Here is a 13,176-nt window from a genome sequence, read left to right as displayed (position 1 = left end):
ACTTAGTTGCAAGGGTTTGATCTTATTTTTGTCATAAAAACAATAAGATGATGAAAAAATATAGAGCAGAATTGTTTTCCTTCCTGTTTTTGATAGGTGGGATTTTAATGGACGAATTCGGTGGAGAGTGGTTTCGGCAACCCTATGTGCGGTTTATATGGTTCTTTGTTGCGGCTCTTCCGGTTACGCTTCCGGTCTTAAAAGAGGCGTGGGAAAGTATTTGTGAAAAAGACTTTTTCAACGAGTTTATGTTAATGGGATTGGCTGCGATCGGAGCCTTTTATATCGGAGAATACCCGGAAGGAGTAGCGGTGATGTTGTTTTATGCTGTTGGCGAACGGTTTCAGGATCATGCCGTGGGTAGAGCGCGGGATAATATAAAGGCATTATTGGATGTCCGGCCCGATACGGCATCCATAATAAGAGAAGGTGAACGGTTGAAAGTATCTCCCGAAGAGGTGGAGGTCGGAGAAATCGTAGAGATCAGAGCGGGGGAGAGAGTTCCCTTGGATGGCGAATTATTGAGCGAAAAAGGCACTTTCAACACGGCGGCTTTAACCGGAGAAAGCGTTCCCCGGGTTTTTCGCAGGGAGGAGACCGTATTGGCCGGAATGATATCCACCGATAGAACGGTGGAAATACGGGTTACCCGAGCGTATGACCAGAGTGCGTTGGCCCGAATATTGACTTTGGTGCAGGAGGCATCCGAAAGAAAAGCTCCGGCTGAGCTGTTGATCCGTCGGCTTGCCCGTGTTTATACTCCTGTCGTGACCGGCTTGGCATTGTCGATTGTCTTGATCCCGTTTTTCTACTCTTTGATGCGTCCCGGATTCGAGTATGTGTTTAACGATTGGTTATACCGGGGATTGGTCTTTTTGGTGATTTCATGTCCTTGTGCTTTGGTGGTCAGTATACCTTTGGGATATTTCGGAGGGATCGGGGCAGCTTCCCGTTTAGGAGTACTTTTTAAGGGGGGTAATTATCTGGATGCCATTACGAAGATCAACACGGTAGTATTCGATAAAACGGGAACGTTGACTCAAGGGGTTTTCGACGTGCAAGCTATCGATAATGCCGGAATCGTTTCGGATAGAGAGTTGCTTCGTTTGATCGCCTCTGTGGAGGAAGGCAGCAATCATCCGATAGCCAAGGCTATTGTGAAATACGCACGGAACTGCAAGGTGGAGTTTTCTCCGGTAAAAGACGTGACGGAGATGGCCGGTTACGGGTTAAAGGCGTCGATAGCCGGGAAGGAGATTTTGGTCGGTAACGCTCGTTTGCTGGTGAAAGAAGGGATCGCTTTTCCGTCAGCCATTAGGCAGATTCCGGAAACCATCGTGATTTGTGCGGCGGATAAGCAATATATCGGTTATCTTCTTTTGGCTGATGCCGAAAAAGAAGATGCGTTGATTGCCGTTAAAGGACTTGAAGAATTAAAAATTCATAATATTCAGATCCTGTCCGGCGATAAACAGGCAATTGTTTCTAAATTAGCAAAACGTTTGGGTATCGGTAGAGCGTACGGGGATTTATTACCCGAGGGTAAGGTAGAACATATGGAGGAGTTGAAGAAAGATAAGGAAAATCGGATTGCTTTCGTGGGAGACGGATTGAATGATGCGCCGGTTTTAGCTTTAAGCGATGTCGGTATCGCCATGGGAGGGTTAGGTAGTGATGCCGCAATAGAGACGGCAGACGTGGTTATTCAAACGGATCAACCGAGTAAGATCGTAACGGCCATACAAGTAGGAAAACAGACGCATCGGGTGATCTGGCAAAACGTGACCTTGGCATTCAGCGTGAAAATGATCGTGTTGTTGCTGGGAGCCGGAGGCTTGGCTACTTTATGGGAGGCCGTATTTGCGGATGTCGGAGTCGCTTTGTTAGCCATATTGAATGCCATAAGGATACAGAGATTAATAAAATAAGAGTTATGGATGACAAGATTTATTTGGATAAGTTCGCTCAAAGGGGGATAAAGCCCACTGCCATACGGATATTGATACTGAAAACAATGATGCGGTTTCAACGGGCCGTCTCTTTACTCGATATCGAAAATGCTTTGGATACGGTCGATAAATCGACAATATTCAGGGCGATTACCTTGTTTCTTGCTCATCATCTTATTCACGCGGTGGACGATGGTTCGGGTTCTTTGAAATACGCGGTATGCAGTAACGATTGTTCCTGTGAAGTGGACGATCTGCATACCCATTTTTATTGTGAGAAATGCCACCGCACATTTTGTTTTAAGAACGTCCATGTGCCCGTTGTGGAAATTCCCGATGGATTTTCCGTGCGAAGCGTGAATTATGTTTTAAAAGGTTTGTGCGCGGATTGTAGGGGTCATGAATAGAATATGAGATCCGAATGGAAATTTTATCGCAAATTTAAATAATGATAAAAATGGATTCCCTTTTAAAAAGAATAACTTGCGATTGGGTGATTGACTTCTCGATTTTCAGTATGCCGTTTTTATTCTTTCTGTTTTAATATTCTCGAGAGGATCTCTTTTTTACTGATGATAATGGACATGTTGAGCTTTATGCGCATTTTCATGTAAGTATAGTGGTAGTACGTTTTCGGAGACATGGTATTCAAATTATGTATTAATTTTAGATGTTTGTCAAAAATATTTTATAGTTTTCTTAGAAAGTTAGTGGAATGGCATGAATGGTGACGGATTAAAGTCTCCAAGTGAATGAATGTGTTATTGATGTATATAGTTGAAATTGAATGATAATAGTCGATGATTAAACATTGGTATCTTTTATTTTTGTCACAATTCTAAAAATATTAATTAATGTAAAGTGTATATAAAAATATTTTTATATATTTACAATATAATATGATTCTTTTTGACGAAAATATTATTGTGCTAATTTTTAAAATTATGATTCCAAGAGCATTACTAATTATAGCTATACTATATTCTTGTTGTACACATAAGGCTCCTGTTGATTGCACTAGTCGAATTGATTGTCTGTTGTTGAATCGAATTAAATTGCAATGGGGAGAAACACAACAGAGGAAAGAGTATACTAATTATATAAAGTTATATAACCCAACTGCGAAAAGTGTTTTTATCAAATTGCACAAAAAAAATCCTTTATTCCGGATTATTAATTTGAATCATGATTCGTTAGATATTTCTGAATCTTCTTTTAGATTAGCCCCTAAAACCTGCGAGATGATTCTTGTGATATTTGAACCGAGTGATACTCTTGAATTGGGTGATTTCTTACAAAAACTGTATTTTGAATTTAATGGTGAATTGTGTCTCACGCCTTTAGAAATGAATGCTACTATTACTGAAGATTTTGACATGGTTAAACTTGATAAGTCATTACCTAAGGTTGAGATAGTACAGGATTTCTTTAATTTTGATACTGTTGCGAAAGGGAAAAAGGTTTCGGCTACTTTTCAAATTAATAATTCTGGGGAAGGAAATTTGATTATTAGGAAAATAGAGACTACTTGTACATGTACCAAATACTTTGTTACTGAACGAGTTGTTCCTTCCGGTAAATCAATGACGTTAAATGTTGAATATAGTACAATGGGCTCAACAGGATTACAACGTAAGTTTGTTAGAATCTTTTGTAATGATCCGACTCATTCTGTTGTTGAATTTGTCGTGCAAGGATATGTTGAGAATTAATAGTAATTATACTTAAAAATCAATCTATGAAAACAAAAATTGCCAATACAAATGTAAACATAGTATTGTTTAGTTTTGTAACTGTGTTTATGATGGCCTGTCAACAAGATGAAAATTTCGAGCAAATGGAAGAATCATCTTATGCTATAATGTATGCAGATTCAGCCTATCTTGAAATTGAAGGAAATTTGTATGATCCGGAAGTAATATGGGGAAATGTTGAAACTTATATCCCGGCATTTAACAGGATGCAAAGTCACTTAAAATTTAAAGATGGTCGATTATCATGGGAGTTTGGAAGTGCTTCTGATTTAAAAATTTCTGAAAATATTTATAATTATGTGATAAGAAAATGGGAAAACAAGAATAAACTTTTAGAAAGTGGGACTTGTGAATTAGCATTCACGAAGGAAGGAAATTATGTTATAAAACCGATTAATAGGGAAAAATATAAGGGGGTAAGTCGTGGAGGAGGAAGATATGAGCTATATATAGGAATGGACTCTCGTAATATGAGTTATCTCAAAGAAATTTATGAAAATTATGGTCCTGATGGAAATACTCCTTTTACTAATTTAAATAATGTAATTGATATAGAACATTCAGACTTCCGAGGGAATGGAATGGGAGATATGAGTATTGATGGAACAGGAACTACTAACAAAAAATTCTGGGGGTATTATTGTTGTAATGCTTGTGGATATGATAAAACAGATAGATATAGTTGTTATTATAATGAAATGAATGGTTGGGATAATAGAAAAGAAGGAGGAATTCTCTATGAGATGATAGATGGTCCACAGCAATTACCGTTAATAACTCTTAGGAATAGGCATAACTTCAATTAATAAGACATTGGATTCTAATTTAATGAAGATTTAAAAGGAGTAATCGTTCAATTGATATCAGATAATAAATTATAACGTGGTCGTATTATGAAATATATTGTTATATATATAATATCCATTTTAATTTGGGCTTGTTCTTCAACTTCTAAGAAACAACAGGATACTTTAGTATCTTATAAAGATTCTGCTTATTTGGAAATACAAGGAAATTTGAATGATGCCAAAATTTTATGGGGAAATAAGGATGTGTATACACGTGCATTAAAACGTATGGAACAAAATGTGTTGATAAATAATAATCGTTTTGAATCATCTATGAAGAACGGAAGGGAACTAAATGTTTCCGAGAACTTGTTTAATCATTTTGTTTCTAAATGGGATTACTGGAATAAATTACTGGAAAAAGGCGATAAAGTAATTGTTAGAAACAAATTAAATCACTATTCTGTCGTGAATAAAACTGAAGCGGGAGATACCGCGAAATGGAAAAAACTTTAGTAATATAGCTATGTGATATGTATAAAATAGCACAGAAGGAACGGGTGAAGTTGATTATTTTTAATTGCGGATTTTAGATTAAAAGATGGGATGATTCGGAGATTTAGTGATTGGGGAGATAAAGGGATTCTGTGATTAAAATGATTTATGGTTGGTTGATTATAAAGAAATACACGCTTTTGGGACACTATCGGCGCTGAAGGATGACGACTCGCTTTGCTCGTCGTCAACGCGTCACGAACCCGCTTTCCCTTCGTTCGAACCTTTTATGTTATGAGTAAATTTTTGTGGAAATAAAAAAGAGGCTCTTTTGAACCTCTTTCTGTGGGCGCTGAGGGAGTCGAACCCCCGACCCTCTGGGTGTAAACCAGATGCTCTGAACCAACTGAGCTAAGCGCCCGTGCTATCTATGCGATTGCGGGTACAAATGTACAGCAAATTCCGAATAATCCAAAAGATTGGAGATTTTTTTTAATGAAGAGAGTGCTTCGAGTGAAAGTGCATTTACATGTGATTTTTATTATTTGCGGGTAAATGGAAAAAAAGATGTCAAAAATAAAGTTTAATAAGATGTATATATAACTAATTTTCTATTGAAAGGTAAAAAAATCAGATCGATTTTTTATAAAATGTAAATATAAGTATTTGAACAACAGTTGTTATAAATGATGTATATATAATTGTAAATATAATCGATTTGATTTATATTAATAAGCGACTTACATTTGTAACAGAAAAAATAACAAGAGTATAAACAAATTAAAAATAAATGAATATGAAGACGAATTTTATCGGATTGGACGCGCAAAAATCAAAAGAAATCGTAAATCAGTTGAATGACCTTTTGGCTAATTACCAAATATTCTATCAAAATTTAAGAGGTTTCCATTGGAATATCAAAGGTAAGTTGTTTTTCGGTTTACACGCGAAATTTGAAGAGTATTATCGAGATGCGATGGATAAAGCGGATGAAATAGCAGAACGTATTCTTGCCTTGGGAGAAACTCCGCTTCATGCTTATTCCGATTATATGAAAAAATCGGATATAAAGGAGGTTGTCGGGGTGAGTGATCCGAATGTTTGTATAGAGGATATCGTTAAAAATTTGTTGATTCTTCTGAAGAAAGAACACCAGATTATGGCTTTGGCTGCCGAGGCGGGAGACGATGGGACTCAGGATATGATCAATCCTTATATTTCCGAGCAAGAAAAGACTTTATGGATGCTTCGTGCATATTTAAATGAATAGTTAAGTTTTGAATTTGAGTAATGACCGCCCGATGTAAATAGGGCGGTCATTTTTTGTAGGGGAGGAGAAAATGTATAAAAGACCTAAATTTATAGGGGACAATTAGCAATTTTGTGATATAAATTGTAAGTTTACCTGATTTTTATAAAAAGAATTTCAAATAAACGAGCAACTATGAATCATTTGAAAATGTATTACAATTTAGCTAAGACGGGAATAGTTTTAGGAATGATGCTGTTTGTCGGCCATGTATCGGAAGTGCGGGCTTCCGAGGTACGATTAGTCGATGAGGATACGACGATATGTGTGGTTGTCGACCAGAATCCGGTGTTTAAGGGAAATATAAATCAATGGATCGGGGAGAATGTGGTTTATCCGGAGGATGCCCAGAAAGAGGGTATCGAAGGACGGGTTTATATCTCTTTCGTCGTGGAAAAGGACGGGTCGATTACAAATGTAACGGTTGCTCGTTCGGTACATCCGCTATTGGACAAAGAGGGTATTCGGGTAATGTCCATGATGCCCAGATGGTCTCCGGCGTTGTTGGAGGGGAAGCCGGTACGCTATATGATAACTTATCCGATTACGTTTAAATTGCAAGCCGAAGAGGTTCCGCAATTGACCTATGAGCAATACATAGAGAATTTAATTAAAGAGAAGGAAGCATTGGCTGTGGAGAAGGCTTTATCGGCTGAAGGGCAAGCTAAGCGGGTTGAAGAATTAAAAAAAGAGTTAGGAGACGATGCTACCGTCTATGATCTGATGCTGAACAGATGCAACGAAATTAAGGGAGAGATCGATGGCCGGGTAAAGGAGGAAGCTAAAATATTAAAGTTGAAAAAAGCCGATGCTAAACTATTGGCTCAAATTTATCAAAAAGAGATTGACGGGAAAGTAGCTTTAATTCATGATTTCGGAAAAGATGGATTTATTAGTAAATACGTGGCGGGTGAGTCTGGGATGAGGAAGTTGGAATTGAATAAAATATTGGATATACAATCTTTATTGAAAGATAAATTCAAAATCTATTTCGAACAGATTATTTTGAAATGATAGGTTCAATGTATTAAAAAACGGGGGGGACTACTGACTTTTTGTCGGAGCCCCTTTTTTTATATGTCAATTTTTACGCGTAAAAGTTTTCAGCCTGTTTTTTATCCGAACAGAAAATGAATTTTGTACGTATAATTATTATTAGGTACGATATTTGTTATTTATATAAAGTCTAAATTAATCAAAGCATGGCCTATATAGATTATTACAAAATTCTGGGGGTAGATAAAAAGGCTTCTCAGGAAGATATTAAAAAAGCATTTAAAAAATTAGCGCGAAAGCATCACCCCGATTTAAATCCGAATGATCCGAATGCGCAGCAACGATTTCAAGAGATCAACGAGGCAAACGAGGTGTTGAGCGATCCTGAAAAGAGAAAAAAATACGATCAATACGGGGAGAATTGGAAGCATGCCGATGAGTTTGAGGCGCAAAAACAGCGCTACGGACAACAGGGAGGTTTCGGGGGAGGTTCTTATCAGTGGTCTTCGGAGGGAGGTTTTTCCGGTATGGGAGGAGACGGAGAGTTTTCTGATTTCTTTGAATCTTTGTTCGGTTCTCGCCGGGGAAGAGGGGGTGGAAATGCCGGTTTCCGCGGGCAGGATTACAATGCCGAGTTGCATTTGAGACTGCGAGATGCGGCTAAAACCCACAAACAGGTATTGAGTGTAAACGGGAAAAATATCCGAATTACCGTTCCTGCAGGCGTTGCAAACGGACAAATCATCAGGTTGAAAGGACAGGGAGGTCCGGGTGTAAACGGGGGGCCTGATGGAGATTTGTATATTACTTTCGTGATTGCGGAAGATTCGGTATTCAAACGTTTGGGTGACGATTTGTACGTCACGGCACCCTTGAACCTGTACACGGCTGTATTGGGTGGAGAGCAAACGGTAGAAACGTTGGACGGAAAAGTAAAGTTGAAAGTAAAACCCGGAACACAGAATAACGCTAAGGTCAGGTTACGGGGAAAGGGCTTTCCGGTTTATAAGCAAGATGGAAAATACGGAGATTTGATTGTGACCTATTCCGTGGAGGTTCCCACGAATTTGACGGAGAAGCAGAAAGAGTTGTTTAAAGAAATTCAGGGATTAAATTAAAAGACATTGTTATGGAAACAGATTTGATAATTGTTAGTGAATACTGTCAGAAATGCCATATAGATCCCTCGTTCATCGTGTTGCTGGAAGACGGAGGGCTTATTGATGTCCGGATCATTGGAGGTGAACACTATTTGTTGCTTTCTCAATTGCAAGAGTTGGAAAGATATACCCGGATGTATTATGATTTATCTATTAATATCGAAGGAATAGATGCCATTCGTCATCTGCTGGAACGAATGAAAGACATGCAGAACGAGATGGATCGGTTAAAACAAGAACTTCGGGTACTTCGTTCCGGGGAAGTGGAGTATTCGGAAGATTGATTTTGAGTGCAATAAAATGCCGTATACCGTGTGCCGATAAATGGGATGCGGTATTTTTTATGGAAAGAAGGGATATGACGGTTTATTGTTTTTCTTCCTGTTCGATGTCTGCACGAGACTTGCTTTGGGTAACGAAATAAACACCCGTAAAGACCAAGATAGCCGCAATCGGCTTGTCCCAGGACAGGTTGTCTTGTCCGATCAGGATTGCCACGACGGAAGCGATTAAGGGTTGGGCGTAATTATACATGCTGATCGTGGTCGGCCGGATTCGTTTCAATGCGACCGGAATGAGGAAATAAGCGAGGAAGGTAGCTCCGAATACGACATAAAATAGGCTTAGAATGGCGTTCCAGTTCGTTTCGTAAGTAAAGATTTTGGCTTCCTGCATGTCCGTGATACTAAATGGAATCGTGAGTAGAGTAGAAAAGAGAAACATCCATTTCATCAGGGTGACAGGAGTGTAGCGTTGGGCGATGGGGCGGGAGATCACCAGATAGGTGGCGTAGCTGACAACGCTCAGAAAGCAATAGAGGTTACCGAGAAGCGAACTGCCTTGTCCTGCGGATGCGGATGCCGATTGCCAGATAATCAATAAGGCCCCACAGGCCCCGATAAATACTCCTCCCGCTTTTTTAGAGGTGATGGGTTCTTTTAGTATAAGGGCCGAAATGATCATGACTACCACGGGATTCATCGTGACGATAAGTCCGGCGTCGATAGGGGAGGTCATACCTAATCCGATAATAAAAAAGAGTTGGTTGACCGTCGTCCCGAGTACGGCACAAAAAAACAGGATTAATAAATCTTTTTTTGTAACTTTTTCGTTTATAAAGAAGATGGAGGCGAACCAGAAAGCGATGGCTCCGAATGCCATACGCGCGAAGGTAAGTCCCATGGGGCTAATCCATTCCGGCATCAGTGTTTTGGCGATCGGAATGTTCAGTCCGAAAAGAATGTTTGCGGAGAAGATGGCGATATGCCCGTGCCATTTATCTTTTGTCATGGATTATGTTCTTAATTTATTGCGAAAGTACTCTTTTTTAAACAGATTGTTTATGAATGGTAAAAAAATAGGAGGAAAAAGGCCTAACAAGCAGGGCTTTATTTTTTCTTATTTCTTTTTATGAACAAGGAGGTTGCGTAATAGGTGAAGAGGTATTAATTTGGGCGAGTTAAAAATTAATGTGATGCGAATTGGCGGTAACGTATTTGGGGTGGTAGAATTTTTGGGAGTAAACAAGGATGAGGGTGTAGCTGATTCGTGGAAAATAAATGATAAAAAAATATGAAAAAAAAGAGATTGGGTTTGTTACCGAAGGTGGCAATAGCTATAATACTCGGGGTAGTTTGTGGCTTCTTTTTTCCGGATTGGTCGGTTCGGATCTTTTTGACGATAAACGGATTATTCGGAAACTTCTTGGGCTTTATTATTCCTTTATTGATTTTGGGATTAGTGGCTCCCGGTATTGCAGATGTCGGTAAAGGAGCGGGACGTCTGTTAATGTTTACGGCTCTTTTAGCCTATGGGTTTACTATTTTTTCGGGCTTCTTTACTTATTTTACCTGTGATTTGACTTACCCGTGGTTGCTCGATACTGCGGAGCAATTGCATCCATTGGAAACGGCAAAAGGGGAGACTTTGACTCCCTACTTTACCGTGGCAATGCCGCCGTTAATGGATGTGATGACCTCCTTGCTTCTGGCTTTTACTTTGGGTTTGGGAATGTCTGTTATTAACGGGGTCACGCTGAAAGGGGCCATGGAAGATTTTAAAGATATCATCAATAGGGTAATCACGGGGGTTATTATTCCTTTATTGCCTCTTTATATTTTCGGTATTTTTTTAAATATTACCGGTTCCGGTCAGGTTTCCGGGGTAATGGGTGTGTTCGTGAAAATTATTGTCGTAATTTTTATAATGACGATCATTCTATTGTTCATGCAATTCTTTATCGCCGGTTTTGTTTCCAAATCGAATCCTTTCCGGCTTTTCAAAAATATGCTTCCGGCCTATATGACAGCCTTGGGGACACAATCTTCTGCAGCCACTATTCCGGTTACGTTGGAGCAGACGATTAAGAACGGGGTCAATCGAGAAGTTGCCAGCTTTGTCATACCGCTTTGTGCGACCATTCATCTTTCCGGCAGTACGATGAAAATTGTTGCCTGTGCGATGGCTATCATGCTGATGTCGGGAATGGATATCTCCTTCGGGCAATTTGCCGGATTTATCTTGATGTTGGGTATTGCTATGGTGGCGGCTCCGGGAGTCCCCGGCGGTGCGATTATGGCGGCCTTGGGGTTGTTGCAATCCATGTTGGGATTCGACGAGACGGCCCAGGGATTGATGATCGCCTTGTATATAGCGATGGATAGTTTCGGAACGGCTTGTAACGTGACCGGAGACGGTGCGATTGCCGTAATCATGAATCGGATCAGCAAATACGAGTTGAAAACTCATCCGGGAACCCGGGAAGAGCTGGAAAAGATCGTTTCGGTAGAGTAGGTTATTTTTCAGATATAGATAAACATGCCGCCTAATTATTAAGCGGCATGTTTTGTTATGTATTTCGTGTAATATAGGATGATTCTGGATTTGTGATTCGATTTGATTCTCGATTCTTTTTGCAGATAATTTTCTATTAAACAATTAAATATGCGCCTTGTGGCGTAATAGAGTAGTGTTTATTGTTGATATATGTTTTAAAATATTTGCAATAGATAAAATAAGTTGCAATATTGCAATTGGTTTAGATGATATATTGTTAATTAAAAGCAAGTATCATGAAAAGAGTGATTTATTTTTTTATTCTCTCTATTTTATGATATGGATGTGTTCACGAGTTGGGAGAGACTAATAAAGTTGAAAGTATTTATTATGATGGTGATAACAAAGCCGGATTAAATCTTGTTAAAAAACCTGATGAACTAAATCAAAAGGAAGAATTAGAAAAGGTCCTTGATCTTAAGTGTATTCGTTTGGTATTGGACAACATCTGTTTTGGTATGGGGTTTCGGGAGGAAGTGGTAGTTCGGGCAGTACTTCAGGTGAATATGAACATACGGAAGCGGAGTTGGCGGAATTAGGGATAGATTTGGAGACATTTCAGTTAGACCCTTATGATGAATATAAAAAATTAACGCAAGATGAAGTAATTTTAATTATGAGATTTCCTTTACAAGCATTGGAGATAAGGAAAAATGCTGGAATAGCGGAAAAAGAAACAAAAGCTATATTTGGAAAAAATGGAAGGCATGATAAAAGTGATGCTTTTCGACATTGTTATTTTAATATTTTAAACTCCATTAGTTGTGGTGTCGTATTGGCAAGACGTTTTGGAAATGCACATGAAGAGCGTTCGGATCAAAGTGCTTTGGAAAAGAGAATGGATTTGCATAATAATAAAGTCGGATATGATATATTTAAAAAATATTCGGGTCTGGATAAAAGATCTGCCAGTGATAAAGCAATGGATGCCTTAAATAATGGCGATTTATTATATGAGAAAAATGGAGAACTTATTCCAACGAATCAATAAAAATAAGTAAGATGAAAAAGAAAAGTATTTTTTTTATTGTATTGTTTGTTTGTGTCATTTTATTGATCATCTATAATTATAGTGGTATAGAATTATTTAGTTCTTACGAGAAGGAGTTCGTAATCGAAAATCAGGAGGTCTGGCATCAACAGCTTTCTTTTAAAAAGTCGCTTTCGTTGGGGCGTGCTTTAGTAAAATTGAAAGGAGATGTAGAGGGTGATCTTGAATTTATTTATAGTGATGGAGAAAATGAGTGGAAAGTAGATATTTCTCAGCAGGAAGTCAATCGTTATAGAGGGACTTCGTTTTCGTATGATTGGTATTCGGAAGACATGACTGTAACAATAAAGTCAAAGAAAGGTAAAATCAAAAAGTTAAAGGTATTTTTTGATTAATATTAGTAAGTATGAAAAAGAAGTGCGTTATTTTAATTTCACTATTTGTCAGTTTTGTCTTATTTATGCTCTATATGGATAGTGGTATTCGTTTTTTTAAAACGTATGAAAAAGAATTTTTTATAGAGAATCAGACTATCTGGCATCAACAATTTTTTTTAAAAAAGGAGCCTATGTCCAGTATTTCTGTCAAATTGAAAGGAGAGGTGGATGGAGATCTCGAACTGATTCTCGGTGATGGAGAGCAAGAGCGGAAAATAGATATTCCTCAACGGAAGGTAAATCGTTACACGGGGACCTCTTTTATTTATGATTGGTATTCGAAAGAGGTAACGGTGACAATACAATCCAAAAAGGGTAAAATAAAAGAGTTGAGAGCGTATTTTGATTCGTTTTCATAATAGGTGTTTTAATGTTAGAGAAGAAGATCGTTTCGTCATTTGGGCGAAACGATTTTTTTGTGGTCGGGCGGATGAGGTTGATTTTTTAGTTTTTATCGTTTAT

Annotated in this window: 14 protein-coding genes and 1 tRNA gene; 13 read left to right on the top strand and 2 right to left on the bottom strand. The window is 38.4% G+C overall.

Going from position 1 to position 13,176, the window contains the following annotated elements:
* Positions 1 to 47 precede the first annotated feature (47 nt).
* The 5 genes from PGR74_RS02965 (at position 48) to PGR74_RS02945 (ending at position 5,007) form a co-directional block, all read left to right on the top strand.
* The gene (locus PGR74_RS02965; protein WP_270516676.1) at positions 48 to 1,928 is read left to right on the top strand and encodes a heavy metal translocating P-type ATPase; all 1,881 of its coding nucleotides are present in this window, start codon (positions 48 to 50) and stop codon (positions 1,926 to 1,928) included.
* Positions 1,929 to 1,933: 5 nt separating this feature from the next.
* Positions 1,934 to 2,356, top strand: a complete 423-nt coding sequence (locus PGR74_RS02960) for a Fur family transcriptional regulator (protein WP_041503123.1) — start codon at positions 1,934 to 1,936, stop codon at positions 2,354 to 2,356.
* A gap of 537 nt (positions 2,357 to 2,893) precedes the next feature.
* Positions 2,894 to 3,661, top strand: a complete 768-nt coding sequence (locus PGR74_RS02955; RefSeq protein WP_160289138.1) for a DUF1573 domain-containing protein — start codon at positions 2,894 to 2,896, stop codon at positions 3,659 to 3,661.
* A gap of 26 nt (positions 3,662 to 3,687) precedes the next feature.
* Positions 3,688 to 4,509: a hypothetical protein gene (locus tag PGR74_RS02950; RefSeq protein WP_041505300.1), complete on the top strand. Its 822-nt coding sequence runs from the start codon at positions 3,688 to 3,690 to the stop codon at positions 4,507 to 4,509.
* 87 nt (positions 4,510 to 4,596) lie between these two features.
* Positions 4,597 to 5,007 carry a hypothetical protein gene (locus tag PGR74_RS02945; protein ID WP_041503121.1) on the top strand — a complete coding sequence of 137 codons (411 nt, stop codon included), beginning with the start codon at positions 4,597 to 4,599 and terminating at the stop codon, positions 5,005 to 5,007.
* 325 nt (positions 5,008 to 5,332) lie between these two features.
* Here PGR74_RS02945 and PGR74_RS02940 read toward each other — a convergent pair.
* Positions 5,333 to 5,407, bottom strand: a tRNA-Val gene (locus tag PGR74_RS02940).
* A gap of 375 nt (positions 5,408 to 5,782) precedes the next feature.
* Here PGR74_RS02940 and PGR74_RS02935 point away from each other — a divergent pair.
* The 4 genes from PGR74_RS02935 to PGR74_RS02920 all read left to right on the top strand — a co-directional run bounded on the left by PGR74_RS02935 (position 5,783) and on the right by PGR74_RS02920 (position 8,735).
* Positions 5,783 to 6,256, top strand: coding sequence for a Dps family protein (locus tag PGR74_RS02935; protein ID WP_041503468.1), 474 nt, complete (start codon positions 5,783 to 5,785; stop codon positions 6,254 to 6,256).
* A 174-nt stretch (positions 6,257 to 6,430) separates the two neighbouring features.
* Positions 6,431 to 7,309 carry an energy transducer TonB gene (locus PGR74_RS02930; RefSeq protein ID WP_052649413.1) on the top strand — a complete coding sequence of 293 codons (879 nt, stop codon included), beginning with the start codon at positions 6,431 to 6,433 and terminating at the stop codon, positions 7,307 to 7,309.
* A gap of 188 nt (positions 7,310 to 7,497) precedes the next feature.
* Positions 7,498 to 8,409, top strand: coding sequence for a DnaJ C-terminal domain-containing protein (locus tag PGR74_RS02925; RefSeq protein ID WP_041505301.1), 912 nt, complete (start codon positions 7,498 to 7,500; stop codon positions 8,407 to 8,409).
* An 11-nt stretch (positions 8,410 to 8,420) separates the two neighbouring features.
* Complete coding sequence (locus PGR74_RS02920; RefSeq protein WP_041503119.1) at positions 8,421 to 8,735, top strand: chaperone modulator CbpM; 315 nt, start codon at positions 8,421 to 8,423, stop codon at positions 8,733 to 8,735.
* Positions 8,736 to 8,817: 82 nt separating this feature from the next.
* On the opposite strand, the gene PGR74_RS02915 is transcribed toward PGR74_RS02920, so the two are convergent.
* Entirely contained in the window at positions 8,818 to 9,741 is a 924-nt protein-coding gene (locus PGR74_RS02915) for a DMT family transporter (protein WP_041503118.1), read from the bottom strand.
* Positions 9,742 to 10,023: 282 nt separating this feature from the next.
* Here PGR74_RS02915 and PGR74_RS02910 point away from each other — a divergent pair, with 282 nt between their 5' ends.
* The 4 genes from PGR74_RS02910 (at position 10,024) to PGR74_RS02895 (ending at position 13,073) form a co-directional block, all read left to right on the top strand.
* Positions 10,024 to 11,244 carry a dicarboxylate/amino acid:cation symporter gene (locus PGR74_RS02910; protein ID WP_041505302.1) on the top strand — a complete coding sequence of 407 codons (1,221 nt, stop codon included), beginning with the start codon at positions 10,024 to 10,026 and terminating at the stop codon, positions 11,242 to 11,244.
* Between the two features lie 463 nt (positions 11,245 to 11,707).
* Positions 11,708 to 12,277 carry a DUF6973 domain-containing protein gene (locus PGR74_RS02905; RefSeq protein ID WP_052649414.1) on the top strand — a complete coding sequence of 190 codons (570 nt, stop codon included), beginning with the start codon at positions 11,708 to 11,710 and terminating at the stop codon, positions 12,275 to 12,277.
* A gap of 11 nt (positions 12,278 to 12,288) precedes the next feature.
* A complete protein-coding gene (locus tag PGR74_RS02900) occupies positions 12,289 to 12,672 on the top strand; it encodes a hypothetical protein (protein ID WP_041505303.1) in 384 nt (127 codons plus the stop codon).
* An 11-nt stretch (positions 12,673 to 12,683) separates the two neighbouring features.
* Positions 12,684 to 13,073 (top strand): hypothetical protein, encoded by a 390-nt coding sequence (locus tag PGR74_RS02895; RefSeq protein ID WP_041505304.1) that lies wholly within the window; start codon positions 12,684 to 12,686, stop codon positions 13,071 to 13,073.
* The last annotated feature ends 103 nt before the right edge of the window (positions 13,074 to 13,176 follow it).

Origin of the sequence: Sanguibacteroides sp. AM78-02pH3A (assembly GCF_027666085.1) — a bacterium.
Taxonomy (GTDB): Bacteria; Bacteroidota; Bacteroidia; order Bacteroidales; family Marinifilaceae; genus Gabonibacter; species Gabonibacter massiliensis.
Note: the sequence above shows the minus strand (reverse complement) of the source record. Positions and strands in the feature narration are given on the sequence as shown.

Bases quoted from the DNA above. Each gene is read 5' to 3' on its own strand.
- PGR74_RS02945 (WP_041503121.1), top strand. From the start codon at position 4,597: ATGAAATATATTGTTATATATATAATATCCATTTTAATTTGGGCTTGT.
- PGR74_RS02925 (WP_041505301.1), top strand. From the start codon at position 7,498: ATGGCCTATATAGATTATTACAAAATTCTGGGGGTAGATAAAAAGGCT.
- PGR74_RS02920 (WP_041503119.1), top strand. From the start codon at position 8,421: ATGGAAACAGATTTGATAATTGTTAGTGAATACTGTCAGAAATGCCAT.
- PGR74_RS02960 (WP_041503123.1), top strand. From the start codon at position 1,934: ATGGATGACAAGATTTATTTGGATAAGTTCGCTCAAAGGGGGATAAAG.
- PGR74_RS02915 (WP_041503118.1), bottom strand. From the start codon at position 9,741: ATGACAAAAGATAAATGGCACGGGCATATCGCCATCTTCTCCGCAAAC.
- PGR74_RS02900 (WP_041505303.1), top strand. From the start codon at position 12,289: ATGAAAAAGAAAAGTATTTTTTTTATTGTATTGTTTGTTTGTGTCATT.
- PGR74_RS02965 (WP_270516676.1), top strand. From the start codon at position 48: ATGATGAAAAAATATAGAGCAGAATTGTTTTCCTTCCTGTTTTTGATA.
- PGR74_RS02950 (WP_041505300.1), top strand. From the start codon at position 3,688: ATGAAAACAAAAATTGCCAATACAAATGTAAACATAGTATTGTTTAGT.
- PGR74_RS02895 (WP_041505304.1), top strand. From the start codon at position 12,684: ATGAAAAAGAAGTGCGTTATTTTAATTTCACTATTTGTCAGTTTTGTC.
- PGR74_RS02935 (WP_041503468.1), top strand. From the start codon at position 5,783: ATGAAGACGAATTTTATCGGATTGGACGCGCAAAAATCAAAAGAAATC.
- PGR74_RS02910 (WP_041505302.1), top strand. From the start codon at position 10,024: ATGAAAAAAAAGAGATTGGGTTTGTTACCGAAGGTGGCAATAGCTATA.
- PGR74_RS02930 (WP_052649413.1), top strand. From the start codon at position 6,431: ATGAATCATTTGAAAATGTATTACAATTTAGCTAAGACGGGAATAGTT.
- PGR74_RS02955 (WP_160289138.1), top strand. From the start codon at position 2,894: ATGATTCCAAGAGCATTACTAATTATAGCTATACTATATTCTTGTTGT.